The 25,001-nt window shown below is 47.8% G+C and carries 21 protein-coding genes; 8 read left to right on the top strand and 13 right to left on the bottom strand.

The features are described 5' to 3' along the window. Window positions 1–20 precede the first annotated feature (20 nt). From WBJ53_RS32415 to WBJ53_RS32400, 4 genes are all read right to left on the bottom strand, one after another. On the bottom strand, window positions 21–2,789 hold the full coding sequence (locus WBJ53_RS32415) for a TonB-dependent receptor (protein ID WP_338877450.1): 2,769 nt from the start codon (window positions 2,787–2,789) through the stop codon (window positions 21–23). 28 nt (window positions 2,790–2,817) lie between these two features. Then, entirely contained in the window at window positions 2,818–3,792 is a 975-nt protein-coding gene (locus WBJ53_RS32410) for a metallophosphoesterase (protein WP_338877449.1), read from the bottom strand. 33 nt (window positions 3,793–3,825) lie between these two features. Then, on the bottom strand, window positions 3,826–4,854 hold the full coding sequence (locus WBJ53_RS32405) for a YncE family protein (RefSeq protein ID WP_338877448.1): 1,029 nt from the start codon (window positions 4,852–4,854) through the stop codon (window positions 3,826–3,828). Between the two features lie 303 nt (window positions 4,855–5,157). Then, entirely contained in the window at window positions 5,158–5,460 is a 303-nt protein-coding gene (locus WBJ53_RS32400; protein ID WP_338877447.1) for a carboxypeptidase-like regulatory domain-containing protein, read from the bottom strand. A gap of 240 nt (window positions 5,461–5,700) precedes the next feature. Between WBJ53_RS32400 and WBJ53_RS32395 the strand changes: the two genes are divergently transcribed. Next, window positions 5,701–6,450 carry a phosphatase PAP2 family protein gene (locus WBJ53_RS32395; protein ID WP_338877446.1) on the top strand — a complete coding sequence of 250 codons (750 nt, stop codon included), beginning with the start codon at window positions 5,701–5,703 and terminating at the stop codon, window positions 6,448–6,450. Window positions 6,451–6,472: 22 nt separating this feature from the next. Continuing rightward, on the top strand, window positions 6,473–7,531 hold the full coding sequence (locus tag WBJ53_RS32390; RefSeq protein ID WP_338877445.1) for a sulfite exporter TauE/SafE family protein: 1,059 nt from the start codon (window positions 6,473–6,475) through the stop codon (window positions 7,529–7,531). A 38-nt stretch (window positions 7,532–7,569) separates the two neighbouring features. Here WBJ53_RS32390 and WBJ53_RS32385 read toward each other — a convergent pair whose 3' ends face one another. The 3 genes from WBJ53_RS32385 to WBJ53_RS32375 all read right to left on the bottom strand — a co-directional run bounded on the left by WBJ53_RS32385 (window position 7,570) and on the right by WBJ53_RS32375 (window position 12,413). After that, on the bottom strand, window positions 7,570–9,771 hold the full coding sequence (locus WBJ53_RS32385; protein ID WP_338877444.1) for a TonB-dependent receptor: 2,202 nt from the start codon (window positions 9,769–9,771) through the stop codon (window positions 7,570–7,572). Between the two features lie 35 nt (window positions 9,772–9,806). Continuing rightward, the gene (locus WBJ53_RS32380) at window positions 9,807–11,099 is read right to left on the bottom strand and encodes a HAMP domain-containing sensor histidine kinase (RefSeq protein WP_338877443.1); all 1,293 of its coding nucleotides are present in this window, start codon (window positions 11,097–11,099) and stop codon (window positions 9,807–9,809) included. Window positions 11,100–11,399: 300 nt separating this feature from the next. Further along, window positions 11,400–12,413 carry a hypothetical protein gene (locus tag WBJ53_RS32375; RefSeq protein WP_338877442.1) on the bottom strand — a complete coding sequence of 338 codons (1,014 nt, stop codon included), beginning with the start codon at window positions 12,411–12,413 and terminating at the stop codon, window positions 11,400–11,402. Between the two features lie 900 nt (window positions 12,414–13,313). Between WBJ53_RS32375 and WBJ53_RS32370 the strand changes: the two genes are divergently transcribed. Then, window positions 13,314–13,937 (top strand): OmpA family protein, encoded by a 624-nt coding sequence (locus tag WBJ53_RS32370; RefSeq protein WP_338877441.1) that lies wholly within the window; start codon window positions 13,314–13,316, stop codon window positions 13,935–13,937. A gap of 74 nt (window positions 13,938–14,011) precedes the next feature. Here the strand turns inward: WBJ53_RS32370 and WBJ53_RS32365 are convergent, their stop codons facing one another. Both WBJ53_RS32365 and WBJ53_RS32360 read right to left on the bottom strand, forming a co-directional pair. Next, window positions 14,012–14,743 carry a LytTR family DNA-binding domain-containing protein gene (locus tag WBJ53_RS32365; RefSeq protein ID WP_338877440.1) on the bottom strand — a complete coding sequence of 244 codons (732 nt, stop codon included), beginning with the start codon at window positions 14,741–14,743 and terminating at the stop codon, window positions 14,012–14,014. Further along, on the bottom strand, window positions 14,715–15,809 hold the full coding sequence (locus tag WBJ53_RS32360) for a histidine kinase (protein ID WP_338877439.1): 1,095 nt from the start codon (window positions 15,807–15,809) through the stop codon (window positions 14,715–14,717). Before WBJ53_RS32360 ends, WBJ53_RS32365 begins: the two co-directional genes overlap by 29 nt. Window positions 15,810–16,119: 310 nt before the next feature. Here WBJ53_RS32360 and WBJ53_RS32355 point away from each other — a divergent pair, with 310 nt between their 5' ends. Together WBJ53_RS32355 and WBJ53_RS32350 are read left to right on the top strand one after the other, a co-directional pair. Then, on the top strand, window positions 16,120–17,364 hold the full coding sequence (locus WBJ53_RS32355; RefSeq protein ID WP_338877438.1) for an aspartyl protease family protein: 1,245 nt from the start codon (window positions 16,120–16,122) through the stop codon (window positions 17,362–17,364). 52 nt (window positions 17,365–17,416) lie between these two features. Further along, on the top strand, window positions 17,417–18,214 hold the full coding sequence (locus WBJ53_RS32350; protein WP_338877437.1) for a hypothetical protein: 798 nt from the start codon (window positions 17,417–17,419) through the stop codon (window positions 18,212–18,214). A gap of 246 nt (window positions 18,215–18,460) precedes the next feature. Here WBJ53_RS32350 and WBJ53_RS32345 read toward each other — a convergent pair whose 3' ends face one another. Both WBJ53_RS32345 and WBJ53_RS32340 read right to left on the bottom strand, forming a co-directional pair. Then, the gene (locus WBJ53_RS32345; protein WP_338877436.1) at window positions 18,461–18,787 is read right to left on the bottom strand and encodes a hypothetical protein; all 327 of its coding nucleotides are present in this window, start codon (window positions 18,785–18,787) and stop codon (window positions 18,461–18,463) included. A gap of 20 nt (window positions 18,788–18,807) precedes the next feature. Then, complete coding sequence (locus WBJ53_RS32340) at window positions 18,808–19,500, bottom strand: AAA family ATPase (protein WP_338877435.1); 693 nt, start codon at window positions 19,498–19,500, stop codon at window positions 18,808–18,810. Window positions 19,501–20,399: 899 nt separating this feature from the next. Here WBJ53_RS32340 and WBJ53_RS32335 point away from each other — a divergent pair. Continuing rightward, complete coding sequence (locus WBJ53_RS32335; RefSeq protein WP_338877434.1) at window positions 20,400–21,614, top strand: transposase; 1,215 nt, start codon at window positions 20,400–20,402, stop codon at window positions 21,612–21,614. 259 nt (window positions 21,615–21,873) lie between these two features. Next, on the top strand, window positions 21,874–22,800 hold the full coding sequence (locus tag WBJ53_RS32330) for a hypothetical protein (protein ID WP_338877433.1): 927 nt from the start codon (window positions 21,874–21,876) through the stop codon (window positions 22,798–22,800). Between the two features lie 233 nt (window positions 22,801–23,033). On the opposite strand, the gene WBJ53_RS32325 is transcribed toward WBJ53_RS32330, so the two are convergent. Continuing rightward, on the bottom strand, window positions 23,034–23,828 hold the full coding sequence (locus tag WBJ53_RS32325) for a cation transporter (protein ID WP_338877432.1): 795 nt from the start codon (window positions 23,826–23,828) through the stop codon (window positions 23,034–23,036). 135 nt (window positions 23,829–23,963) lie between these two features. After that, the gene (locus WBJ53_RS32320; RefSeq protein ID WP_338877431.1) at window positions 23,964–24,320 is read right to left on the bottom strand and encodes a hypothetical protein; all 357 of its coding nucleotides are present in this window, start codon (window positions 24,318–24,320) and stop codon (window positions 23,964–23,966) included. Window positions 24,321–24,463: 143 nt separating this feature from the next. Here WBJ53_RS32320 and WBJ53_RS32315 point away from each other — a divergent pair, with 143 nt between their 5' ends. Then, complete coding sequence (locus WBJ53_RS32315) at window positions 24,464–24,856, top strand: MerR family transcriptional regulator (RefSeq protein WP_338877430.1); 393 nt, start codon at window positions 24,464–24,466, stop codon at window positions 24,854–24,856. Window positions 24,857–25,001: the final 145 nt, after the last annotated feature.

The raw sequence follows: 25,001 nt of genomic DNA, 5'->3' as shown, positions 1-25,001 counted from the left end.
ACTGATTGATTGGAGGGTAATTAGTGTTTGTAGCGGAGGCCCAGTAAATAGCTCTGCTGGAAGATGTCTTTCTGCACCGTAATCCGGTCGCTACGATCCTGATCGGGATAACCCGTCAGGGTATTGGGTCGTAGAATGTCGACGATGATGGGGTTGTTGAGCAAATTGGTCAGTTTGGTAAACACGCTCAGTCGCCCGCCGTGGAAGCGTTTTTCCGCCGAGAAATCCACCTGCGACGTACCCCGCTGCCAATAGTCAAGATCTTTGTAAGCCGATACGATATTGATTCGCTTGCCGGTATAGACCCAGGCCAATTGGGCATCGAAACCAATCTGCTGATTTTTATACATCAACGACAGGTTGGCAATATGATCCGACTGGCCCTGAAGTGGCCGGGTTTGCTGCACGTCGGTCACCACAGTACTGCCAGACGCATCGCGGCCGTATACCCGCTTGCTGGTGGTGATGCTCGATTTGGTGTAGGTATAATTGCCCGACACGCCCCAGTTACTGAAATACTTGGCAAACACTAGTTCTGCCCCGTAGTTGACAGCCGTACCGTAGTTGATAGGCTGGTACACAATGTTGTTCTGGGCAAGTTGGCTAAACCCGTATTCAATGGGATTCTGAATATTTTTAACAAAAGCTCCGACCAACACCTGCTCATTCCCTCTTGGGAAGAATTCGTAACGCAGATCGACGTTATCCGCCACTGTATGCTTAAGGTTGTAATTACCCGATTCGGTGAAAAAGTCACCGGGGAACGAAGCGGGTACGATTTCAAAATAACCGGGTCGGCTAATACCCCGGAAATAGGAAAAACGCAGGTTTTCCCGGGCCGACAACTGGTATTTCAGGTGCAGACTGGGCAAGATATCCAGGTAACTGATAGCCCCCGTTTTCCCGGTGGCGGTGACGGGCAACTGCGACACATACGACTGGTTGGTGTTTTCGGCCCGCACTCCCCCGACAACCTGCCAGTTCCCACGATTAAACTTCCCCTGAATATACCCCGCTGCGATCTGCTCGTTGGCCGAATAGTTGTTGGCGTTCGTACTATCTGGATAGGCGTAGGAGTCGGGACGGAACGAGAATATCGCCCTGTCGACGCTGGTAAATACCTGCCGATCTCCTCCCGGTAGGACCGTGGATAAGGAATAATCATTGTAATAATTATCCCGAGCCTTATCTCGGTACATACCACCAAGCGATACATCAAGTGTAGGAAACAGCGTGTAGGTAAAATTCAGATAGCCAGCCAGATCACGGTCGTTGTTGCGCGTCCAGATATAACTCATGTCGTTGATGTACAGCGTCGACGTAGACTTCCCATCCGCCCCCTGACTGGTACGGCTAGTTACCGAAAGGTCCGTCCAACTGGGTGTCTGACTTTTTGCCAGCGAATACACCGCTGACCAATTCAGTTTGAGTCGGCCAACGCCTTGGTTTGGGATCAGTGCATGATCGCCCTGGAGGGTAACATTATAGATGTTCTGGCGCCGAAACACCGACCGATCGGTAGTGGTCACATCGCCGATTTGCACCAGTTGATTCCCTAGCACCGTGCGGTGCTGCTTGTCGTCTAATTGCATAAACAGTCCGTACAGGCTTAGTTTATTGGCTGCTGGACCACCGTTGCGACCCAGATCATAATCCAGTTTGAGGTTGACACCCGTCCGGGCCTGCTCATTGGAATAAGTACGCTGCTCCACAAATTCGAAAATGGGCGTGTTCGGCACTGGATCCGGCGAAGGTTGGCCGTACAGCCGCAAAAACGATGATTGACTCCCCCGGTAGGTATGCTGATAGGAACCGCCGACCAGGAAGCCCAGCCGCTTATTTAGTAGTCGATTGCCAATGGAGAGGCTCATCAAGCCATTGATGGGCAGATTTACGTCCTGAAACTGTGCCGTTCGCGTTGAAAAATCACTCGGTTTAGCCGGGTATCGATTGCTGCCGGCCACTTCGGAAGGTGAGCGAAAATTAATGCCCGCCGTGCTAAATCCCGAAAATGGGCGGCTACTGAACAATTGGCTATAGCCGCCTGAGACGGTTGCATTCACCACCAGATAATCCGGAGCCGACCGCATGATCATGTTCATCGACCCCCCAATGGCATCGCCTTCCATATTGGGCGTGAGGGCTTTGACCACCTCCAGCCGTTCGAGCAGATCGGCCGGAAAAATGTCCATCGGCACGAAGCGGTTCTTGTTGTCAGGACTGGGAATTTTAATGCCATTGACCAGCGTATAGTTATACCGACGATCCATGCCCCGGATAATGGCAAATTGCCCGTCGCCGGTCGCGTTTCGGACCACTGATACCCCCGAGACACGCTGCAAGACATTGGCCACCGTCACGTCGGGTAGTAGCGAAATAGCTTTCGCACCAATGATATTGAGGACATTATCGGCTTTCTGTTCAATTTTTCGAGTGCTGGTTTCACTCTCCCGGTCGCCGGAAGCCGTCACCACTACTTCGGCCAGGTCGCGGCTGCTTTCCACCAGTGAAAAATTTTGAACAACTACTCTAGATGTAATGGTAATTGTTTTCTCCATTTTCTGGTAGCTGACATACTGTACCAGACACGTATAGGTCCCAGCAGGAATGTCTTTGATTTGGTAGTTTCCATCCAATCCGACAGTCGCACCAAATTTGGTGTTGGCCAGAACCACCGTTGCCCCGATAAGCGGCTCACCGGTACTGGCATCCATCACGGAGCCTTTCAGGGTAGCGGCCTGTGCTGAAAGGCCTCCCACCAGGAGCAGTGCGTATACAATAAACTTCATAGGTATGGTGTCAAATGGTTGTTAGTTATTAGTTTCCCTGCACCATGAGAGGCTCAATCTGAAACAGCCCATAGGTTGATGGATTGATCGTCACCTTAACGGCGTGAATATTATCTTCGCCAAAGGTTTGTAGTCGGGTGAACCTATCGAGCGCCTTCTTCTTGCCGCCTTTCACATAGATCGGCTTGTCGACCAGAAACACATGCGAGTCACCATTGACCAGCAGGACCGGTTTGTTAAATTCCTCGGTTCGGGCCTGAATCTTCTCCTTCAGCGTTATGAACGCGTTGGCTTCTTTCGCATCTTTTGCCGAGTTGTACATATCGGCCTGCGTGAACAGCACCACGGCAATCGCATTACTTATTTTCGCCTGGTCGAATACTTCGTCGATCCACGCCAGATTCGCCTGGTTACGATCATAGAACTCGGCGTTATTGCCCTTCGGATCGGGGTAGAAATTGTTGTTGGTGCCTACAATATGAACTGTTCCGAACTGGACATTGCCGTACTGCCAGCGGTTATTCTCCACGTATTTGGCAAATGCAGGATTTTTTGACTGCGCTGTCAACGTCAATCTGGTTTTCCCGAGGCTAGCCTTCCCGTCAAAGAAACCCTTACGAATGGCTGCCAATCGCTCGTCGATGTCATATTTACCCGGCGTGTGCTTATTGCAATCCGTCCATTCGTTATCGCCGGGCGTATAAATCAACGGTTTTTCGAATTGATTGAAATAGCCGAGAATCTTTTGGTAGTAGGCATCTGAGCAATCATTCTCACTCGATTTGATATCACCTACGTGTACGTTAAAGACCTGATTCTGCTTGTTTACATCCCGAATCAGATTTTCAAAGCGGCCATAGTCAGCGGGCAAATTATAGGGCATATCGCCAAAGGCCACAAAACTGAAGGCAGCCTGATTTGTATTCGACTGCGCCTGACTAATAAATGAGTAAAGCGTCGCCAGACAAGCTCCCAAAAAGGCCTTATGAAAGAAAGACAACATGACTACTTGGATATTGGATATTTCCTCGGCGACTTACTGCTTTACCGCTGGCCCATATACGTACACACCGAATGTGCCAGGCGCAGGTGTTTTCCCGTCGGCCTGATAGTCGGCGCCACTTAAATAAATCCGGTGAGTCGTCCCCCGGTGAACCATTGTTTTAAGACCCGGCTTCGTCGTAAGCGTCTGAACAACTGAATACTTATCCGGTGAATCCTGATGAATAATCGTGACGTTTCCTTCTCCGTTTGATGTCATAATCAACTTCAACTCTTTCTCGTAGACCACAGCATCGACACCACTACCGATCGGTAAGCTCTGGACGATTTTTCCCGTTGAAGCATCCAATATCACTAGTGCCTGCGGCTTACGACATACAGAAAACAACCGATTTGTGCTGGCGTCGAAAGCGATCCCGGTTGGTACTCCGCCATTGGGGGCTACCGAGTACTTATTTTTTACGGTAAGTGCCTTAGCATCAATCTCGAAAATCTCGTTGGTATCTTCATTATTGTTGAAAATGCTCCCTTTCTCGTTAGCTACTGCAAACTCCGGTGCACCACCCATCGTGACGGTTCCAACAACTTTGTCCATTACCGCATCGATAGCGATAGCATCCCCACTACCATTGTTAAACACAAAAATCCGCTTGGTACCCTTATCATACATCACGGCATCCGCCTTTTTGCCTGTAACGGGTATGGTTTGCAACACCTTAAAGGTGTTATAATCGAAAACCGTGATGGTATTATCAGTACCGTTGGTGATGTACCCTTTATTAAGGTCTTTCGCCAGGCCAATGCCGTGAACGCCTTTCAGACCCGTAATCTCACCGATTTGCTTATTCGTCGTTAAGTCGATGACGTGTACCCGGTCGAAGTGAGATACGAACAAGCGTTCACGCTCCCCGTCCATCTTGAGGTAATCCCATTTGCCATCACCCGAAGGCAAACTAATTTTCTCAATGAAAGCATAGTTAGGCGTCGTTTGCGCTAAAATCGGTAAGGTATACGTACCTGTCAGGCAAACTGCAAGCGAAATTTTCTTAATAAAAGTGATCATTGGTTCGTACGAAAAAGGAAACTACCCCGTCCTTTTTCAGCTACAAAACTATAGGGCATTTCTAAGATATAATGGATTGTTTTGTCAATTTAACTATTTGATAATAAGTAATTTACAATTAATTAATATTAAATATTTTTATAATAAAAGCCATAGCTACTCGACTGTTTTTTTAAGACGGTCTCGCGGTTATGGCGATAGTATGGTGGGTTTGGTTAGTTGCTGAAGTCCACGTCGGGACGTTCCATTTTCCGTTGGTTACATTTTACGGTATCATTGCCTAATGGCAACTGAATCGATAGTTTATAAAATAGCTTTATTCAGATTCTGATAGCCTACAAACGTAACCTTGGCCAACAGCGATCCGGTAGGCACGTTGGTAATGATAAAAGCACCCTGCTCATCGGTTTGAGCACCCGTCAACAGGCTATCTTTCCCGTTTATTTGTTTAAAAATCGCGACGGATGCAAAAGGTAACGCCTGAGCAGTTGTCGCGTCCAGTACTTTCCCCGTTAGGTGGTTATTTGGTACAGGTTGTTGTGCAACGGTTGGCGTGGCCCAGGCAAGCAGCGTAAAAAGATTAATAAGACGGAGTACTGTCTTCATAATGACCCTAAAGTGCTGGTCAAACTTGAAGCAATTCTGAAGTTTTCTCAGAAATGAAGCTGTTCTGAAATCCGTTCAACTTCTCCTTTCATTAATTACATTATAATAACATAGATTCGAGATTTTCTCAGGCCGGTAAAGTATTCCTACACTCCATATGAATGATCACTTCAAAGTCTCTTCAGAAAGCTTACGTTAGTTTGCTGTCAGAACTGGCCTGTTCATGGGCCAATTGATTCTATGACAACTGACCGAATTCAACACCTTATTCATCGCCGATTTAGCCAAATAAGCATTCGGTACCCGGCATTAGTTCGCTGGATTGCCGAACGTTTGTCGACAGACCATTTCCGAGGTTTACCGCTTACGGTGCTCCTGGGATTACTGATTGGCAACGTCATGATTCTTTCTGAGATTGCCGAAAATCTGGTCAATTCGGAGCCGATGGTCCAGGTCGACCAAGGATTTACTCAGTGGCTGTTTAGGGAACGAAGTACCTCGATCAGCCAGTTGCTCTATACTATAACGTGGCTAGGTTCTGGCTACGTAACGATTGGATTAACTCTCCTTGGATCGTTTGTGCTGTACCAACAGAAAAAAGGGCGTAACATTTTAATTCTATGGCTATTAATGGCGGGAGTGGGTTTATTCGTTCAGGTCGGCAAACGAACCTTCATTCGGAAGCGCCCTGTAGAGGTTGGTTATTATACAGAATCTGGTTATTCTTTTCCGAGCGGCCATTCGGCTACGGCCATGACCTTGTATGGTTTACTGGGCTACTGGCTGGTTCGAGGCCGTCGCCGGCTTCGAAGCCGATGGCTGGTAGGTAGCTGTGCCGTCGGATTGGTTTTGGTAGTTGGTTTTAGTCGGATTTATCTGGGTGTTCATTTCTTGAGCGATGTAGTGGGCGGTTATTTATTAGGGGCCTGCTGGCTCATTGTAGGTATTGTGCTGAGTGAATGGCAGCATACGCCTAAACGAGAAAATTGATACTAAATTAGGCCCTGTTTTTATGTTCTTCTCCGGATTATTTTTATGTGGTTGCGCCTTACTGGCTTTCTCGCTCAGCGCCGTATGTGGAGGAGGGGCTGGTTTGTTATTATTACCCGTATTAGGCTCTCTGCTACCGAGCGCACAAGTTCCAGCTGCGCTCTCCATTGGTATTGCTTCCAGTTCCATGTCCCGAATTACGGCTTTCTGGTCTCGTATTCGCTGGGAGGTTGTGGCTTGGTTTGTCCCTCCTGCCCTACCCGCCGTCTATGTAGGTGCCAGGCTGCTGACGTATATCAACCCACTCTATCTGGAACTAGTAATGGGTTTGTTTCTGATGGCTAACCTGCCGTTGATTTTTCGTTCTGCAAAGGAGTTAGCCCAAGTTCATCCCCTGCCGAAAGGGTATTTGGCCCTTATAGGCTTGGCAGCAGGTTTTGTCTCGGGCCTAACGGGTGCCGTTGGATTGCTATTCAACCGATTCTACCTGCGTTATGGCATGAATAAAGAGGAAATTGTTGCTACCCGGGCGGCCAATGAAGTTATAATACACCTAGTTAAACTGTCCTTGTATGCATCTTTTGGGCTAATAACGGGTAAAGCGCTCACGCTGGGTGGAGTAATCGCTTTGGCAGCGATGATTTCCTCCTATGGCATGAAGTGGCTATTACCTCATTTGAGTGAAGGGCTCTTCCGCCGAATCGGTTATGCTGCGATGGTTGTATCAGGCTTGAGTTTATTTACCGAAGCTGCGGACCAAATTGTTACTCAAACCCCTATTGATCTTGATTATTCTCCCTTATCCAGCGGTATGACCACGCAGCTTCAGTGGCGGAATAACCTGTTTTCACTGGAGTTTGAGTACGATGAAGGATTTGAATTCGAGCACAGTATTCCGCTCGATGAACTTCCCTTAGACAAGCAAATCAAAGCCAAAGCACTCAGTCGGGGAGCGGACAAGGTGGTTTTGGAAGAAGTATTTGCTATTCATAAGCATTCGTATGAGGAGTATGTCTACCGGAAAGGAAGACTCGAAAAGTTTGATATATATAGCTTACCGTTCATCCGCAGAATGGTATAAAAAACACCCAAAAAGGTGAGACTTTATGGGTGTTTGCCTTATAACGTGAACTTGAGCGCCAGATTCACTATCCGACCTTCGAGTGGTGCCCAGACCGGACGAAAGGTGGGTTGTACTGTCGGATTAGTACCCAGCACTACCGTTTCGTAGTTAGCCTGTTTCACATTGAAGATATTTTCGCCGTTCAGGACCAGCCGCCAGTGATCATTGTAATGGTATTCAGCCGCTGCGGCAAAGAACCAGTAATTCGCCACTTTCTGGTTGTTGTAGAGGTATTGCGTGCCTACGTAACTGCTCTCGATGCCAAACCGGAAGTGTTCGTTTTCCCAGGCCAGCGTGGTTGAAAACTTGTCCTGAGGAGCCAGCGGCAGGTACGTATTATCCGTTGGACCATCCCGCCGGGCGAGTGTATGATTGTAGCCGAAATACAGTTCGTAGTCTTTATATTCAAGCCGAACGTACGTGTCTGTCCCAAGGCTGTATAAATTGTATGGGGCATTAATCAGCTGGGTATAAGCTCCTAGGTTACTCGACAAACTGGAAAATGCTGACACTACGGGCGAATTGACGTAAGTGTAATAAAATGCCTGATCCACTTGTACCGAAAAACCACTCTCGAAAGTTTTTGAATAGGCGATGTCGATGTTGGTACCGACGGACCGCTCGGCTTTTACTGTAGCGACATCAATGGGCAGCAAACGGGGGAAAATCAAACTCACGTTTAACGCACCCGGTGTTTGGTTAACAAACAAATTGGGTGTTTTGTAGCCTGTACCTACGCTCAGCCTCACTGTCAAGGGGTCGGAGGGTTTGATTTTTACTGATAATCGAGGCAGAAAGAAACTTCCGAAGGTATTGTGGCGGTCAAATCGAAGCCCGGCTTGTAAGGCAACCTTCTGGCCAACTTGCCAATCGTCCTGCACAAATCCACCGATCGTATTATAGGTATAATCGACCAGCCGAGTACTGTCCGGGTTCTTACGAAACGCTTCGACCGTCAGGTTTGCCCCAGCGATCAGCTGGTGCTTGCCAAATCGTACCAAGTCATTGGCTTCCAGATAAATCGACGACTGCCGACCGTCAGATAGTTTCTGATAATCCGTATTTTGCCGGTGAAAGGTACTAACCGCTCCTTTTAATGTCAGCGCATTCGCTTCCGAGGTATTGTGACTGGCGTTGAAATCGACGGTATGACGCTGTAAGTCCGTTACGTTTTTGTAGGCATTAGGCTGCGTCCCCTCAAGTGCTGGTAGGTATCCACCCGTGCGATTTTCCGTCGTAAACGCATACCCAATGTCCAGCTTCGTATGAGCGGTGGGATTCCAGAAAAACTTAGGATGAAAATTAAATTGCTTGATGCCAGGGCTATCCGTAAATCCGTCACCTGTTACATCCACTGCCTGTTGATTGGTATATCCCGTAAAGAGCGTCAGGCCGGTTTTGCCGTAGCGTTGTGAATAGTAGGCATTCAGGTTCGTTTCTTTCAGGTTCGACCGGTTGAGCAGGGCTGTAAATTCCGGTGTTTCCGATGTCGGCGATTTAGAAACGATATTGATCATCCCCCCAATGGCTCCTCCGCCGTACAGCGTTGACACCGAGCCTTTCACGACTTCAATTTGCTTTAAATCGAGCGGGGGTATTTGCAAAACGCCCAGGTTCCCCGAAAACCCTTCGTAAAGCGGTAGACCATCACGCAAAATCTGGGTATATTTAGGGTCGAGTCCCTGCATACGAATGGCCTGGTTTCCATTGACAGCCGAGGTACGTTGAACGTGAATGATGGAAATATCGCCCAGAATACTGCTTACATTGCCGGGAACGACTGCACTTTCTTCATCCATATCTTCCTGACCCAGCACTTCCACTTTAATGGGCAAATCCTCAATGCGGGAATTCGTTCGAGTAGAGGTAACGGTCACTTCATCCAGCGATTCATCTTGGCTATGTAATTGAAAAACCAATGTATCGCTACCGGAAGTAATCGGAAATGATTCCGTTTCGTACCCAACAGCACTTACCGTCAGCGCGGTAACACTCGCGGGCGTGCTGGGCATCGTGGCTACACCTTTTGCATCGGTAACCGTTCCTATGAGTGGTTTTATAGTGGATGGCGTACGAATCGTGGCCCCAATAATAGGTTCATGTGTCGTACTATCTTGCACCCGAATAATTCGGGAAGACTGGCTAAATGCCGGTGCAGCTGTGATCATCAGCCAGCTAAAAAAAATAAGTTGTTTCATCGGGAACACTATCTATCGACAAGTATCGCCATGAATTATGAAGCAAATTTGAAGTTATTGGCTTGAATAGCCTTGAATTCGATCTGGAAGGCATGCTCCTGATGAGCTGAGTCATATTGATAAGTCAAGGGCAATCCGTACCGATCACAGATCTGCTTGATCAGAGCCAATCCTAATCCAATGGAATCGGGCCTGGCCGGATCCTTGACAAATCGATTAAATAACTGACTTTGAGCAAAAGGAAGCGGCTCTCCTGAATTGCGAATCGTTAGTGAAGTTGTCGTTAGCGAAATCGAAACTTGCCCACCCGTCTTACAATGACGGGCCGTATTTTTTAACAGATTGGTCAGCAACACACCAACCAATTGGCGATTCATCTGAAGTTGAACACCTGGTTGGATATCCAGCGTAACCACAAATTGCTTATGATCGAAAAATGGCTCAAAATCAAGTAGGTATGTTGTCAGTACATCACCTAGATCCACCAGCTCATCTTCGGCAAACTGATCATTGTCTACCTGTGTGAGCAGTAAGAGCGATCGGTTTAACTGGCTGAGTCGACTCAAGGCATCCGTTGCCCGTTGAAGATGAGTATGGTCAGTCTCACTCAGATGTTGTGACTGGAGTAAAAAATCCAGTTCAGCTGACGCGATGGCTAAAGGCGTTTGCAATTCATGGGATGCATTTTCGGTAAATTGTTTTTGCAAGGAAAATTGCTGCCGTAGTTTCTGGGTTAATTCGCCTAACGACCGGTTCAATAGATCGAATTCTCGAACCCGAGCCTGGGGAAACTGGGGATTGGCGGACTGATCCAGCCTAAATTGGCCAAGCTGCTTGATCGTTAAGTAAAAAGGCCGCCATAACCGGCTGGATAAGCCCAGCCCAATTAGGACCGACAAACTCATTAGGGCCAAAAAGCCGATAATCACCCAGATCGACAAATCCCTTGCTAGTTCATTAAACTCATCATAGGGTTGCCGAACTCTTACTAAATAATGCTGCCCACGAATCTCTACAGATGTCTGATACTGCCGAATAGGAATCTGCCTTTTGTGTTCTAAAAAATCTAGGGTCAGCTGGGTACTAAATTGAGAACGGATTGGCTCATTGACGGGTTCAATATGCGGGTTATCGTCTCCCTCACCAAGCCGCACGGGATCCTGTTTCTGAAGCCGACGTTGAGCCTGCTCAACCTGGCTGGTCAATATCTCATCCACTTCGTGGCGAATTTTCCGGTGAATGAGGGTGTAAAATCCCACCGACCCAACCAGTGCAATGATCAGAGCAGTTAGCAAAAGGTACTGGGCCGTTTTGTTAAATAAACTCATAGTATTTGAATTGTAAACAGATAATCGGCTTCATATAGTGATCAGTCAGTTACTAAAAAGGGTATTAGACATTTGTCAGAATTAGTTGCGTTTCTAGCTAATCATGAGGAGCCATTTATTCTATCAAGAAGGGCTTCCTTTTTATAAGCTATTTTTAACTACCGGATAAACAGATGCCAACTAATTCTTTAGAGCCCTAATGTATAAATTTGCCTGCATCAGCTGACCGTCCATTAGAAGCAGGCCTGTCGCCATACAAAAATTGACTCACGGCAAGTGAGGTGCGCAGGGCTAACCGGTTTACTTACGCGGATACCAATAAATGGCTTGTGGGCTAGCGTCGGGTTTTTCACTGGTGGTGTAGTAGCCCGAACCGTCGATGGCCCACCCCACAGCTTCGCCCTGAGGTTCGTTGGCAAGGGGGAGCCGTCGAGGTGTTCGTTTAAAGGCGTCTGGAATCGATTCCCCCGTTCGGCGCGGATAGTAGAATAGCTGACCGTAGGTGCGAACCAGAATTTCTCGACTATCAGGCGAAATCCCCGCTGAAGTAACTTTATCAAAGGGTATCGCTAGCAGGCGAGTTATCGGTGTGGATTGCGTCAACGACTGCGGAAAGGTAGCCTGGTAGAGCTGCGAACGGTCGCCTTTAGAGAGGATGTAAAGGTCTCGTGTCGAGGGGTCAAGCAGAATCGCTTCGGCATTTTGCGGGCCGTCGGGCAACGTCAGCCGGATGGCTTCGGCATTAGTGACCAAGCCAGTGTAAGGTAAAGTCTGCCCGGAAATAGAAGGCTCAGGAAATCGGTAGATGATCTTTTCGGAGTAACGCAGCTTGTTGTCACCGATGTCGGCCAGGTATATATACGATTCACCCGCTACGGGTCCCGGCCCGACGACCAGGTCTTCCCAGTCGCGGTTGGTCGCCCCCTCAATCGTGTAGCGGGCGGCTACGCTTCCATCACGTCTGAGCAATTGAATCTGGTTGGGATTGCCCGAATCTTCTTCAGTCCATAAATAGCCAGAATTCCGGCGGCTGGGAGCTAATCCAGACGCTTCGATCAAGCCCGGATCGGTCAGTGTACCCACCCGTTGGGGCTGCCCAAACAGGGTCGTATCGCTGGGAGCATCGTTGGCCGTGTAGCTGACCCACCGTAACGTATCGGTCGGAATAGCGGTCGAAGTAGATGAGCTAATCGGGGCAGTAACCGTCGTACTGGTTACCGACGAAGGCGTTGTAGGATCAGTGCGGCAGCCACCCAGCAGGGTCACTGCCACACTAATCCATTGATAGCGAATCAATGTTATGGGGCTAAACATACTCAGTCGTAATCCTATTTTTGCTACGTTTACCCGTTCACTACAACACAGTCAACGGGATTGTTATTCGAGTAAAGATGTGCGATGCGAACCATATTGCGGTCGGCCCATAGGTGAAAAGTGCAAAAAGCGTTGCCCTTTTGCCAGAATCAGACAAAAGGGGGCAGAAGCAAGGTAGGCAATGCATTCGCAACAAGAACTTCAACCGAATGTTGACACGATATCTGGGGTTAAGACGAGATACCCGCCTGGGGCGTTGCCGTTTCTGGGCGGGCATACTACTTAGGGCAATGGCTTACTGTCGAACATCTGACCTCGGCTTGTGGGACTTGAATTAGCGGCCTATTGAACTGGTGTGTTGGGCAATCAGTCCTCCGATTAACCTTACCAATCCTTCCTTTGATTGAAACTGCCCAGAATCAATCGGTAGGACCATTGTATAGGTTACGGGTTAGTGTAAACAGCTATTACTAATTTAGGCTAGTAGTCTAAAAGCATATTCTAAAAAATACGCTCTATTCATAAGACGTCTTATTATGCTGCAGCAAACAGCGAATTATCACTTTTGGAATCATCGAGATTTTCGTGCAATAAAAGGGTATATAAAATTAGCTTTACTCTGTATAACATCCTATAGGTGAATAGCTTACTTTGATAGCGTCTTCAATCAAAATCGTTCACGAAAACGTCCGATTCCATTAAGACAAGACATAATTTATCTTCGAGAGAATGTTCTGTTTCTTTAAGTTGCACACACTGGTTTCTTCACGTATCGAAATAGGATCAAATTCGTTACTAATTACCGTTTACGAAATGAGTTTGCAAAACTCTGGTCTTCTTTGAGTTTTGCAAACAAATACCGATCCGCCAGTCTATACCACCTATCGATTGGATAAGACCATGAAATTATCGTCACGTATCTGTATTCTCAGAACAACTGGGCGACTATTGCTCGTTTGGTGTTGCCTTGGCTGGCTCAATGCTGTAATCGTCAATGCGCAGGCATCTATCAAAAAGCCGGGTGAAATTCAACAGCCTAAAGGCAACTGGCAGAAGCCGGGTGAAATTCAACAACCCAAAGGAAATTGGCAAAAACCAGGCGAGATTCAGGTACCTCGGGGCATCCAGGCGATCCGAGTTGACGATAAAACATGCTTGCATCGACTATCCCTGGTTGCCGACGCCTTATTTGATTTCGATCAGGCTACGTTAAGCTCACAGGCCGAAGAAACGCTACAAGCACTGATACCCCTTCTTGCCAGGGAAGGTAAACATGTCTTGCTGATTGAAGGGCACACGGACGCCATTGGCTCGTCTGATTATAATATGGCATTAAGTCGTAAACGCGCCCAAGCTGTATCTGACTGGTTAGCTACCCATCAGAGCTTACCACCAGGCAGTGCCATTAAAGGGTACGGAGAAACACGCCCTGTTGCCGCCAACAAAAAGCCTGACGGTTCCGACGATCCAGTTGGTCGCCAAAAGAATCGGCGGGTTGATCTGGTAATCGATACCTGCCATTAAGTATTCTTTAGCCAATCCACGAATAAACGGCTTTTTAACTACGAACACAGCAGGGCATATGCTAGTCAAAAGGGTTATGATCCCTGACCAGTTGACCGAATCAGATTCCGGATTTGTAGCTGCTCCCACACGGCCGATTTATAGTTCCGGCCAATAGGTAGCGAATGGCCCGAAACCCTAAGTTGCGTTTCTGTCAGGGAATCGATCTTCGCCTTCGCTACCATAAAGGAGCGGTGAATCCGCAGGAATTGTTCCGTAGGGAGTAACTCATCATAATACCCCAGCGTCTGACGGGTGATCACCTCCCGACCGGTAGTCATGATTTTTACATAATCCCGCTTACTCTCCAGCCAACAGATATCACTCAGAACAAGCCGGATTAATTGACGATCTTCTTTCACAAACAGAAATGGTTCATCTGCCCCTACCGGGAGGGAAGGCAAGGCGGTGTGCTTATGGGCAAAGGCCTTCCCCACTGCTTTCATGAACCGATCAAACGCAATGGGTTTAATCAGGTAATCCAGCACATCGAGTTCATAGCCTTCCAGAGCAAATTCCCGGTAAGCCGACGTAATGATAGTTTTGGGCGGGTTGGTCAGCGAGCGCAGTAAAGCCAGCCCGGACAGTTGTGGCATCTGGATGTCCAGAAAGAGCAAATCCACGGGTTTATGCTGGAGCAGCGTAAACGCTTCCACTCCCGAACGACATTGGCCCATCAGTTCCAGGCTATCCACCTGCTGAATGTAGGCCGACAGTACATTCAGCGCAATGGGTTCATCATCGACCAGCAGGCACTTGATTTTCATGGGTATGTACAGGGCTAAAATCACTACGAACCAGATCCAGTTTGAGCGTTACCAAATACGTGCCCACCCCACTTCGGTGCCGAAGCTGATGACGACCGGGATAAATCAGTTGTAAACGCTTCGCGATATTGGGTAAGCCTATACCCGTAGCGGATTCATCAGCAGCTAATTCTGGTTTACTATTTTCCACTTTAAACACGAGTTCATCAGGCTTAACATTCAGTTGGAGCTGAAGCCAGGCCTGGTCCAGCTGGCGGCTGATGCCATGTTTGAAGGCGTTTTCCACAAAGGGTAGCAGCAGTAAGGGGGCAATATAGGGCTGATCGGTATCGCCACTGACCTGCCAGGAAAGCTGTAGCCGGTCGCCATAGCGAATCCGTTCCAGCGCCAGGTAATTCTCCAAGTAATCGATTTCGTTCCGTAGGGGAACCAGCGCCATGTTGCTCTCATACAACATATACTGCATCAGTCGCGAAAGCCGCAAAACCACCTCGCCAGCCTTTTCGGGGTCCTGTCGCGTCAGGCCGTACAAATTGTTGAGCGTATTGAAGAGAAAGTGCGGATTTATCTGATCTTTCAGCGATTTTAATTCAATACGCTGATTGGCGATAATGAGCTGCTGATTGAGTTGCTGCTGACCAAACCCGTACCGAATCATCTGGAACCCAATCAGAATACTACAGGTCGATAATAGATAAAAAGCGCACAAGAGGAACCACCCCCAATCCCAGGGCGATTCCTGGGCCGCTCGTTGGGGTTCAAACGGAACCAGGTACAGGTAATAAGACCCCTCCCAGTACAGAATGCCTCCGATAACCAACGCCGTAAGGGTGAGCAGACTAAACCGCTTATAGCGTCCGGTTAACAGATAAATCGGGATAAGCCAGTACAGGGTAGTATAGGTAAAGAGCAGTTGAGCGGGCAGTTGAGCGAGTGCCGACAGCAGATTGGCTACATACCGATGCTCAAACTTATCCAGCGCCAGCACCTGAAACAGAATATACCCTATCCAGGCCAGACAATGGATTTGTACTTCCCGGTAGAGAGTAGAGCTAAGCGGTCGCATACAAGCAGTCGTTCAGGTCGATAAAAATAAGGGATTAACCGCTTCGTTGCCGCCAAAAATGGCGTACCGATTCCCCGGAAGCGACAAACCGCCATTGGCCAACGACAGAAATACGGTCAGCTGCGACAAACGGTATTCGTACCGAAACGAACACGGTCTGTCAGTAAATCCAGGCTGTGTGACGAACGGGTGTTGGGCCATCCGATCAACTCGTTCATCTTTACCAGCACCAACCTATCTGAAACAAGCCGGCTGGTCAGTTCTACTGGGTAGTCGGCTTGGCTTATCGTCACTTAACATCTTGTTACGTATGAATGCCTGCTACTTGACGATGCTGTTGGGCGTTTGGACTTATGTCACCACGAGCCCTGGGCAGGATGACCGGTACGGATTTTACTTTACCCATCACCGCACAAAAGTACAGATCCCGTTTGTGTTTCGGGCCAATTTAATCATTGTACCCGTCCGTCTGAATAGTCGAACCACCGTCAATTTTATGGTCGATACGGGCGTCAGCTATACAATCATCACCGATGCGACAGTTGTTCCCCGGACAACCGATCAACTGAGCCGAACCATTCAGTTGACCGGCGTGGGGCAAGGAGATACCCAACTGGCCTCAATCGTTACTGGAAACACCCTTCAGCTCGGAGCGCTTCGGGTAGACCATCATCCATTGGTTGTTCTGCACGACGACGTTCTGCATTTATCCGAATATGCGGGTATGCCCATTCACGGTATTATTGGCTATGAGCTGTTTGCCAATCTGGTAGTCACCCTTGACTTCCAACAACAGCTGATGACGCTCATGCTGCCCGAACACTACCACTACCGACCCCGTAAAGGCGAACGATATCCGATTGCGATTCAGGATCGAAAAGCCTATACCAATGCACTGTCGATTTCGGTAGCTGGCGACACGCTCCCCCTTCGGCTGGTGCTGGATACGGGGGCCGGTCAGGCGCTCTTGCTGGACCGGTTTGCCGGCTCCTCCCTGCCAATACCCAACCCAATCATTCCGGTTCCGCTGGGACGCGGGCTGAGTGGTCTGATGCATGGACAGCTCGGACGGCTCCCCGCCGTCCAGTTCGGTCGGTTCAGTTTACGCAATGTGCTGGTTTGCTATCCCGACAGTACAGAATTTCGGCGTAAACTAGCCCATATGCCTTCCCGGCAGGGCAATATCGGCTGTGAGCTCCTTCGTCGCTTCCGGGTAACGTTTCATTATTCGGAAGGCTACATGGTGCTTAAACCGGTGAGATACCTGATGCGGGTTCCCTTCGAACATGACATGAGCGGAATTGAATTTCGGGCCGACAGCAGCCAGCCTGGCCGGTACGTTATTGGATACCTAGTGGCCGACTCGCCTGCCGAACAGGCTAAGTTACAGGTAGGCGATGAGCTACAGGTAATCAATAACATCCCTGCCAGCCAGTTAAGCTTAGGGGCGATCAACGAGCTACTTCAGAGCGGAGCGGGCCGCCCCATATCCGTCATAGTCCGTCGACAAGGTCAGCTTATCCCCTATCGCTTTACCCTCAAACGGCTTATTTGAATCACCACCCTTATTCAAGGTATTTCCCAACCCGACTAAACCCAACCAATCGATGCTGAAAGCCCTATTTCCAATCGGCCGGATCTTACTGGCCCTAGCCCTGGTACTTCTGGGATTGATCCACCTCATCGGAGGTAATTTCCCCGTGGCGTTGCTGCCGATTCCTACCCAGGTTCCCCAGCGGGACTGGCTAGTCCTGCTGATGGGTAGCAGCCTGCTACTGGCCGGACTGGGCATCGGTTTTAACTGGAAAGCGGCTCCAATAGCCTGCGGCCTGGGGATACTCTTTGGGGGTCTTGCCCTGGTACTCCATGTACCGCTTTTGGTACGCGATCCGTTTAACGGAAATGCCTGGACCGTGTTGGGCGAATTACTGGCGTTTAGCGGAGGAATGTTTTATGTAGCCGGTTGCCGGTTGCCAACGGCAAATACCTATCGCCTGCCCTGGCAAACGTACGGGCGCTACCTGCTGGCGGCCGCTCTACTCATGTTTGCCATTCTTCATGGTCAGTATGCTGATTACATTGCAACGCTGATCCCAGCCTGGATTCCTGCCACCTTATTCTGGGCCTATTTTGTCGGCGTAGCGTTTGGGGCATCCGCCTTAAGTTTCACACTAAATCGGCAGATCTCCCTGTCAGCCGGATTGTTAGGGCTGATGTTTTTCGGATGGGTACTTGTGTTACATGTCCCCCGGGTCGCCACCAAACCCCATTCGGAGCCGGAATGGACCAGCTTAAGCGTTGCCCTGATGATGAGTGGCATTTGTTGGCTACTTACGGGTAGTAGACAACAATCTTCTTCACCAGTCGATACCCTACCAACATCGGTAGGGCATACTTTCTACTAATTACCGTTAGTTCATCTGAAGCAGGTAAGCGAAAACTAAAAACGCCCGGGTCAATATTGACCGGGCGTTATGTATACCTACCCTATTTAGTTATAGAAAAGATGAGTGACGTTACTTGCTTGTTATTTAAAGGAATTATTAAAAGTAATTGAAAAGTATATATCTGATAACCAACGTAATAAATATATAATTTAGTGCTAAAATTAACGCTAATTTTGATAGTTAAATTGATACTAAATTCAATAGCTAAATTAGCGTTAACCCATGCTTTTTCTGTTCGCGCTGAATCTTTTCCCGGACCGCTTCAATCACCCAGTCATGCAAAGAGATAGTAATTTTACGACCTCGTCGTGCGGGCCGTTTATCCCTTAACACTTTAATGGCATTGATTTCTTGATCCATAAGATTCAGTTTTAGGCCTTTCATACCCTCGGATTGAGAAACCTTCTCTCCCCCCCTTTCCTCTGTTGGCTTGCCGCCTTTGTTAATAAATTCTTGAATCTTCTTTTCAGGTACAACCTTCTTTGATCTAGCGATCTTTGGCGGATCGTCCGGCAGTCTTGAAATAGCCATATTGTAATAGATTTAGTAGTTTATTTCGTACTTTTTTCAACATTAAAATCAGTACTAATTTTAATGTTGATTTTATCCATTATTGTCTTGAATAACAGGTTAATCTCGCCTACGGCTTTCTCATCGACCGGGCTTCCTTCAATTACTCCTAGCCCACTCGATGCCGTGTTGGCAAAACTTTTTCGGCTGCCAATAGTCGTGTTGATAAATTCAAGTTCATGACTATCACTTAGCAGCTCCGCCGAATCTTTGTTATCCGACCCTTTCGGGTCTGCCCTGTTTAAGATCGAAAATGCGTGAAGCTCGTCAGGCTTAATAGCTCGTACTTCCTTTACCAAATTTTCTACATCGGCGACCGTCCACAAGTCGAACGAGCGTGGGTTGAATGGAACCAGGTATACGTCGGACACAAACAAAGCTGCCCGTTGGCTTGTCGTGTCCCGGCCTCCAGTATCGATGATAACGTGATCGTATTTGGACTTAAACTTGGTAACCTGTTGTCGAACGGCATCACCGGTCAGAATCGCGGCCGTATAGCCACTATTGCCTTGTGTGTGATGTTCACGCCACTTGGTGAACTTTGTGGCCGTTTCCTGCTCGTCAGCATCGACTAGTAGCACATCAAATCCTTTTTTGGAAAGCCAGACCGTCAGGTTTGTTGCCAACGTACTTTTACCAGAACCTCCTTTAATACCTCCTATAGTAAAGACCATTTTCGATATAGATTTTAGTATTAATATACGCGTCAAATTTAACATAAATAACAGTATTAGATTCTATATGGAAAAATAGGTTATAAAAAGTACTAAGATTAGTATTAAAAAATAAAGCTAGAATATTGATAATAAATGATTTATATAGATAATAATTAATTCTGCTAGTAAAGAGATTACTAATAAAATAGTTACTGATACGCTGTATGTGAGGTTAAAAATAACTACCCTATAAGCTCATCTTAAAGATACTATGGTTAGTTATGCTGAAAAATGCGACACAGACTGCCCCAAGCGTTCGACACGTGGTCATCCAAGGGTTTGTGTTACCAGAAATTGTCTTAAGGTTCAAAACGTCACATCTTACTCAACCACATTAGATAACGTTTTTTGACTCGAATAAAAAGAAAGTCGATCCACTAATCTAGGCTAGCTTAGCGGATAATCAGTAGTTGAGCGCTTAGAAAATCCAACTGAAGTGGTTTACGGTCGGCTGCGGCCTTATGAAAGTTAAATACACTCCTTTGGCTCCGATTGGTAGTTGGGTACGTTTGCAGAATCGTACATAATTCCTTATAGGCTGATAATAGGCCTTCTTCTTCCAACGGGGCAGATTTACACGCTAAGCAACGTGTTTTATAGTTAATAAAGAGCCAATCGTTGACAATCAGTCTGTTATCAAAAAGGGTGTCCAAAAAGCAGTCACAAAAACGGCCAATCTGTTCAATCTGAAGGGGTAATTTAGACTATCAAAAAGGATTTCCTTTTTGATAGTCTCTTTTTAACTGCCTGATAAACAGGTATTAACTAATCTATTAGTTCACTAACGTGTAATTCTGCCCCGTTGGAAGAAGAAGGCCGGCTATAACATTGATGAGCCATTACCCTGGCACTCCACGTTGAGCCGTACTCGACAACTGTATCCGGAGGCACTCTTTGAGGCTCTGTTTGATAAAGTGTTCAGTTTGTGTGTAGCCAACAACATGGTGGCTGGCCGTAGAGTAGCCATCGACTCGGCCCCCGTTAAAGCCAATGCTTCGATGGAAACACTGCTTGAAAAACAACCCAATCTACCGGGGCCCAATCTGGTCCAATCGGCTACGGATCAGCATGAGCCAGTGATGTCCAAAGCTAAAGTCAGCCCCCGTCAAGCTGCCTCAGTGATTACCGCAGCTGATCACCAATTGAGACGCTTGAAAAAGCATCAGCAAAACCTAACGAGTGCCCCGACTCCTTCAGGAGCCAGTAACGAAAAAGCAAAGTTACTCAGCAACAAAACTCATTACAGTCCCACCGACCCCGATGCCCGCATCTCGATTAAGCCCGGTAAAGCACGCAAACTTAACTACCATTGTAGCTTGGCAGTTGATACTGCTGAAGGCGTCATTAGTCATGTGCAGGCCGATTTTGCCGATCGTCGGGACAGCCATTACTTACCTGATATCACTCTCAAGCTTCAGCAGCGGTTTGCTGCCAATGAGCTACGTTTAGAAGAGCTATTGGCTGACACGGGTTACTCAAACGGTAGTAACTACGCCTTGCTAGAAGGGTGGAATATCACGGGCTGGATACCCGTCTTTAGCCACTATAAGCCTCAAATCGAAGGGTTTTCCTATGATTCTGAGGGGGATTACTTTACGTGTTCAGCTGGCAAGCGATTGCCTTTGAAGACTTTTGCCTCCTATGTCGAATCTGGTTTGTTGAAAATCTATCGGGCAGATTATCAGGCCTGCCAACAGTGTCCGCTCAAATCCACCTGTATACCCAAGAGTCAATACAGACAAATTCTCCGAACGGCCTATGATCCCTTCTATCGTCGAGCCCTGGAGCGCCAGCAAAGTCGACGGGGCAAACGCATGAAACGACTTCGTCAACGGACGGTGGAACCCGTCTTAGGGAGTCTGGTGGAGTACACTGGGTTGCGAAAGATCAATGTACGGGGTAAAGCTGGGGCTCACAAAGTGATGCTGATGGCGGCTATTGCTTTCAACCTGAAGAAATACATGAAGTTCACCACTAAGTCCATTCTCAGCCAGGCCATAGCCCTAAAGGTAGATTGGTCATTGTCTTCTCAAGAGGATTTTCTGGACTTCAGTGTGCTTTTTCTCAACTAAGAAGTGCAGGCAATGGTAGATATTCTTATTCCCAAAGTCAGATGTCGAAAAATCGATGTGGGAAGAAGAGTTGTGCAACAGCCACCACCGTTTAGAAAATGTGAGATTGGGTTAGATGAGAGTTTGTAGCCTTTTCGAAGGAGCGTTGTGAAAAGGTTACAAACCTAAAGAAGCAAATTTCGCTTTCGGTATTGATGAGAACGCTCCCCGAATTTGGATATCTTTGACTTATTCACCAACTGGTCTAACACCTTGTCCTATGGGAGTCGCTCAAGAAATCTGGCAAGCTTTCATCGCTGCTCACCCCGAAGTGACCAAAGGACATCTCTCCCTGGAAGAAATAAACCAGAAGATGGCTACTTTCACCCAAGCGCGCAATCAGCAGCCGCAGCCCGATTTCGAGGGTCTCTCCCCTCAGCAGATGCATGTACTGCTGAACGAGCCGTTGGGCAGCGGGTCATGTCTCGCTTTACACCAGGGACTGACCGATTCATTATTGGATCAAATTCCCTTCTTTGTATTGATGGAGGTGCTCTATCAGCAGTTACTCAACCATCAATCGATCAAGCTAACCCCGAAGGGTAATCTCCCCCTGGCCCTGTGCCGAGAGCTGTATGACCGAAAGCTATTGGTGCAGGATGATATCGAACGGGGCATTACCAAAAAGATTTCGGAGGATAATGTTCCCTTTCTTCAGGCGCTTAAAGTCTGCCTTTTGCTGAGTCCTTATGCCAGGAAACAGCATAATACCCTCCAGCTGACTAAACTGGGTAAACAGGCGATGGGCCAGCATCGAGCTTTACGCTTCCGGCAAGTACTCCAGGATTATACCCTTCGTTTTAACTGGGCTTACCTGGATGATACCCAGACCCAGGCGGGTCAGTTCGGTTGGGCTTTTTCCCTCTACCTGGTCGATCGGTACGGAAGCGAATGGCGCAACACGGATTTTTATGCCCATAAAGTTCAACAAGCTTTTCCTCATTTACGGGAGTCGATACCCTCTGGTCGGCTGTCAGGTTACTGGTTAGAATTTGAGCGGGTATACCGCTGGCGCTTTGTACAGCAGTTTAGTAGTTGGTTTGGCTTGCTTTCCCTTCAGAAAGAGCCCCAACGTGGCTATTATCCCGACCCACTGTTAATGAAGAAAACAGCGCTACTAAACCAGCTTTTTCAGTTTGCGGATTAGTCAGAAGAAACAGAGAGAGTTGCAAAAAGTATGTCTTAAACTCATCGGTTTCCACTCAGGACAAGACAGCTACAATTGTTCGTACATGTCGCACGAACTCATCTCCCCGGTGAGAATAAGCAGTTGATTAGTGAGACGGCAATTTGAGACCACTCAGTAAGCAGGACATAATCATTAATAAAGATATTCCGAAGTCCCGCGAAAACGGGCGTTAAGTGAGAAGGCGCAATCGCCTATCGGGCAAGTTGAAAAATACGGAACGCACCGCGTGCAACGACGCCAAATATTAGCAGACCAATAATCAAATCTGGCCAAGGCGAGTGAAGCAGATAGACCAGACCACCAGCCAGCATTACGCCCAAATTCACCACAATATCGTTTGAGGTGAAAATCTCGCTGGCTTGCATATGTGCTTTGTCGCTTTTTTCACGGCGCAACAAATACAGGCAGATAGAATTACCGATGAGAGCCAGCATGGAAGCCCCAACCATCAAGCCGAAATTAGGTAACTCCTCACCGATGAGGAACCGGCGTACTACTTCCACCAGTCCGCCAATCGCCAGGATTAATTGCAAATATCCACTAATGCGGGCCACGATCTTTTGGGCGCTTACCGCTTTGCCGACCGCATAGAGGGCCAAGCCATATACCAGCGCATCGGCCAGCATATCGAGGGAATCAGCTATCAGGCCCATCGATTCAGCTAAGAATCCCGCTAACACTTCCAAACAGAAGAAAAATGCATTGATGCCAAGCACGGTAAGCAGCAACTGCCGGTCGCGGGGTGTTTCTTCGGTCAATTCGGCTAAATCGGCATCCTCGGTTTCCACCAGGGAACTATCCAGTCGCAAGCTATCAATGGCCTGCCTGATGGGTGCCACATCGCCCGTATGAAGTATGGTGAGTTGGCGGTTGGGGATGTCGAATTGCAACCGCTCGATAGTGTCATCACCGCCTAACTTCATACGAATGAGCTGTTCCTCAGAAGGACAGTCCATTTTGGTAACTTTAAAAACTGATTTGTTCATGATGAACCGAAGCGTATAAGGCACTCAACCTAAAAAGGTGAGGGCCAGTTTGTCGATGCTCAAAGAAATAATTTTATGACCCATTGGGGTATGCATTAGTTTCTATGCACCCAGGGACTGAATTCGAAAATAGACCTATCGAACAGCGCGCTTTTCGAGTTTTTCAAGTTCCATCACCAGATAGACCATTTCCTTTGTTTGGGCGGAATCCCCCATTTCTATCGAGATCGGGCCTTCTTCGGGCTGAAAAGTCAGATGAAATACCAGCCAAGGGCAACATAGGCGCTCGAATTTCATGAATTCAGCCAGTTCGCCAATGATGGCATTATCTGTTCCGTTGAACACCAGCTCATAACTGGTCGGATGTTCTACCGTGCGCGACACTTTTTTAAAAAGCGTCTGGTGCAATTCATTCATTCGCTTGATCTGGTCTTTGTCCGTGAGCTTGCAGGCCAAGGCGATTTTCTTTTTTAAAACAGCTTCGGTTTCCATTGTCTTTGTTGTTTTTGTTTGTGCCAGGCAGCACAATGCAAATAACAAGGCAAACCCAGTAAGCGTAAGTGGTTTCATGTTTTTTCTGGTAAATTTAAACGGTGGAGTATACTCCACTGTCAAGTGGTCAACCCCAGAAAATTATGCTCATTGGCATGCTTGCCCAGGAATCGGGCTTCTCCCGCGACACGATCCGCTACTATGAAAAGATTGGCTTGTTGCGCCTGCCCCGGAAGGCCAGGCGGGAAAACAATTACAAGGAGTATTCACCCGCCATCCTTGCCCGGTTGCGAGCCATTAGGGAATTAAAGGCCATTGGCTACACACTGGCGGAGATTCAGCAGGTCATATCCTCTTACGAAATGGGCGGCTTAGATTGCATGGCAGGCAAAAAACAGGTGCTGAAAAAAGTCCGTTTGATCGAGGAACAAATCACTCAGTTGCAGGCTATCAAGCAACAACTGTTGCAAGCGGTTGCCGACTGTCCCGACCATTGCAAAATCACAACGATTCTGAAAACCAACCTGGCCGCATGAATGTACTTTTGTTCACAAGCATAGGAGCGTTTGATTGTGTACAGGATAACTGATCGGCGACAGATTTATAGATTCTCACAAATCGCTCCATTCTGTTAACCCTACCCGCTGAATTCCAGCCAATCGATTCCTCTTCTTGCGTCGT

The organism is Spirosoma sp. SC4-14 (assembly GCF_037201965.1).
Classification (GTDB): domain Bacteria; phylum Bacteroidota; class Bacteroidia; order Cytophagales; family Spirosomataceae; genus Spirosoma.
The sequence above is the reverse complement of the archived record's forward strand: the minus strand, read 5'-3'. Positions and strand labels throughout refer to the sequence as shown.

Bases quoted from the DNA above. Each gene is read 5' to 3' on its own strand.
- WBJ53_RS32415 (WP_338877450.1), bottom strand. From the start codon at position 2,789: ATGAAGTTTATTGTATACGCACTGCTCCTGGTGGGAGGCCTTTCAGCA.
- WBJ53_RS32410 (WP_338877449.1), bottom strand. From the start codon at position 3,792: ATGTTGTCTTTCTTTCATAAGGCCTTTTTGGGAGCTTGTCTGGCGACG.
- WBJ53_RS32405 (WP_338877448.1), bottom strand. From the start codon at position 4,854: ATGATCACTTTTATTAAGAAAATTTCGCTTGCAGTTTGCCTGACAGGT.
- WBJ53_RS32400 (WP_338877447.1), bottom strand. From the start codon at position 5,460: ATGAAGACAGTACTCCGTCTTATTAATCTTTTTACGCTGCTTGCCTGG.
- WBJ53_RS32395 (WP_338877446.1), top strand. From the start codon at position 5,701: ATGACAACTGACCGAATTCAACACCTTATTCATCGCCGATTTAGCCAA.
- WBJ53_RS32390 (WP_338877445.1), top strand. From the start codon at position 6,473: ATGTTCTTCTCCGGATTATTTTTATGTGGTTGCGCCTTACTGGCTTTC.
- WBJ53_RS32385 (WP_338877444.1), bottom strand. From the start codon at position 9,771: ATGAAACAACTTATTTTTTTTAGCTGGCTGATGATCACAGCTGCACCG.
- WBJ53_RS32380 (WP_338877443.1), bottom strand. From the start codon at position 11,099: ATGAGTTTATTTAACAAAACGGCCCAGTACCTTTTGCTAACTGCTCTG.
- WBJ53_RS32375 (WP_338877442.1), bottom strand. From the start codon at position 12,413: ATGTTTAGCCCCATAACATTGATTCGCTATCAATGGATTAGTGTGGCA.
- WBJ53_RS32370 (WP_338877441.1), top strand. From the start codon at position 13,314: ATGAAATTATCGTCACGTATCTGTATTCTCAGAACAACTGGGCGACTA.
- WBJ53_RS32365 (WP_338877440.1), bottom strand. From the start codon at position 14,743: ATGAAAATCAAGTGCCTGCTGGTCGATGATGAACCCATTGCGCTGAAT.
- WBJ53_RS32360 (WP_338877439.1), bottom strand. From the start codon at position 15,809: ATGCGACCGCTTAGCTCTACTCTCTACCGGGAAGTACAAATCCATTGT.
- WBJ53_RS32355 (WP_338877438.1), top strand. From the start codon at position 16,120: ATGAATGCCTGCTACTTGACGATGCTGTTGGGCGTTTGGACTTATGTC.
- WBJ53_RS32350 (WP_338877437.1), top strand. From the start codon at position 17,417: ATGCTGAAAGCCCTATTTCCAATCGGCCGGATCTTACTGGCCCTAGCC.
- WBJ53_RS32345 (WP_338877436.1), bottom strand. From the start codon at position 18,787: ATGGCTATTTCAAGACTGCCGGACGATCCGCCAAAGATCGCTAGATCA.
- WBJ53_RS32340 (WP_338877435.1), bottom strand. From the start codon at position 19,500: ATGGTCTTTACTATAGGAGGTATTAAAGGAGGTTCTGGTAAAAGTACG.
- WBJ53_RS32330 (WP_338877433.1), top strand. From the start codon at position 21,874: ATGGGAGTCGCTCAAGAAATCTGGCAAGCTTTCATCGCTGCTCACCCC.
- WBJ53_RS32325 (WP_338877432.1), bottom strand. From the start codon at position 23,828: ATGAACAAATCAGTTTTTAAAGTTACCAAAATGGACTGTCCTTCTGAG.
- WBJ53_RS32320 (WP_338877431.1), bottom strand. From the start codon at position 24,320: ATGGAAACCGAAGCTGTTTTAAAAAAGAAAATCGCCTTGGCCTGCAAG.
- WBJ53_RS32315 (WP_338877430.1), top strand. From the start codon at position 24,464: ATGCTCATTGGCATGCTTGCCCAGGAATCGGGCTTCTCCCGCGACACG.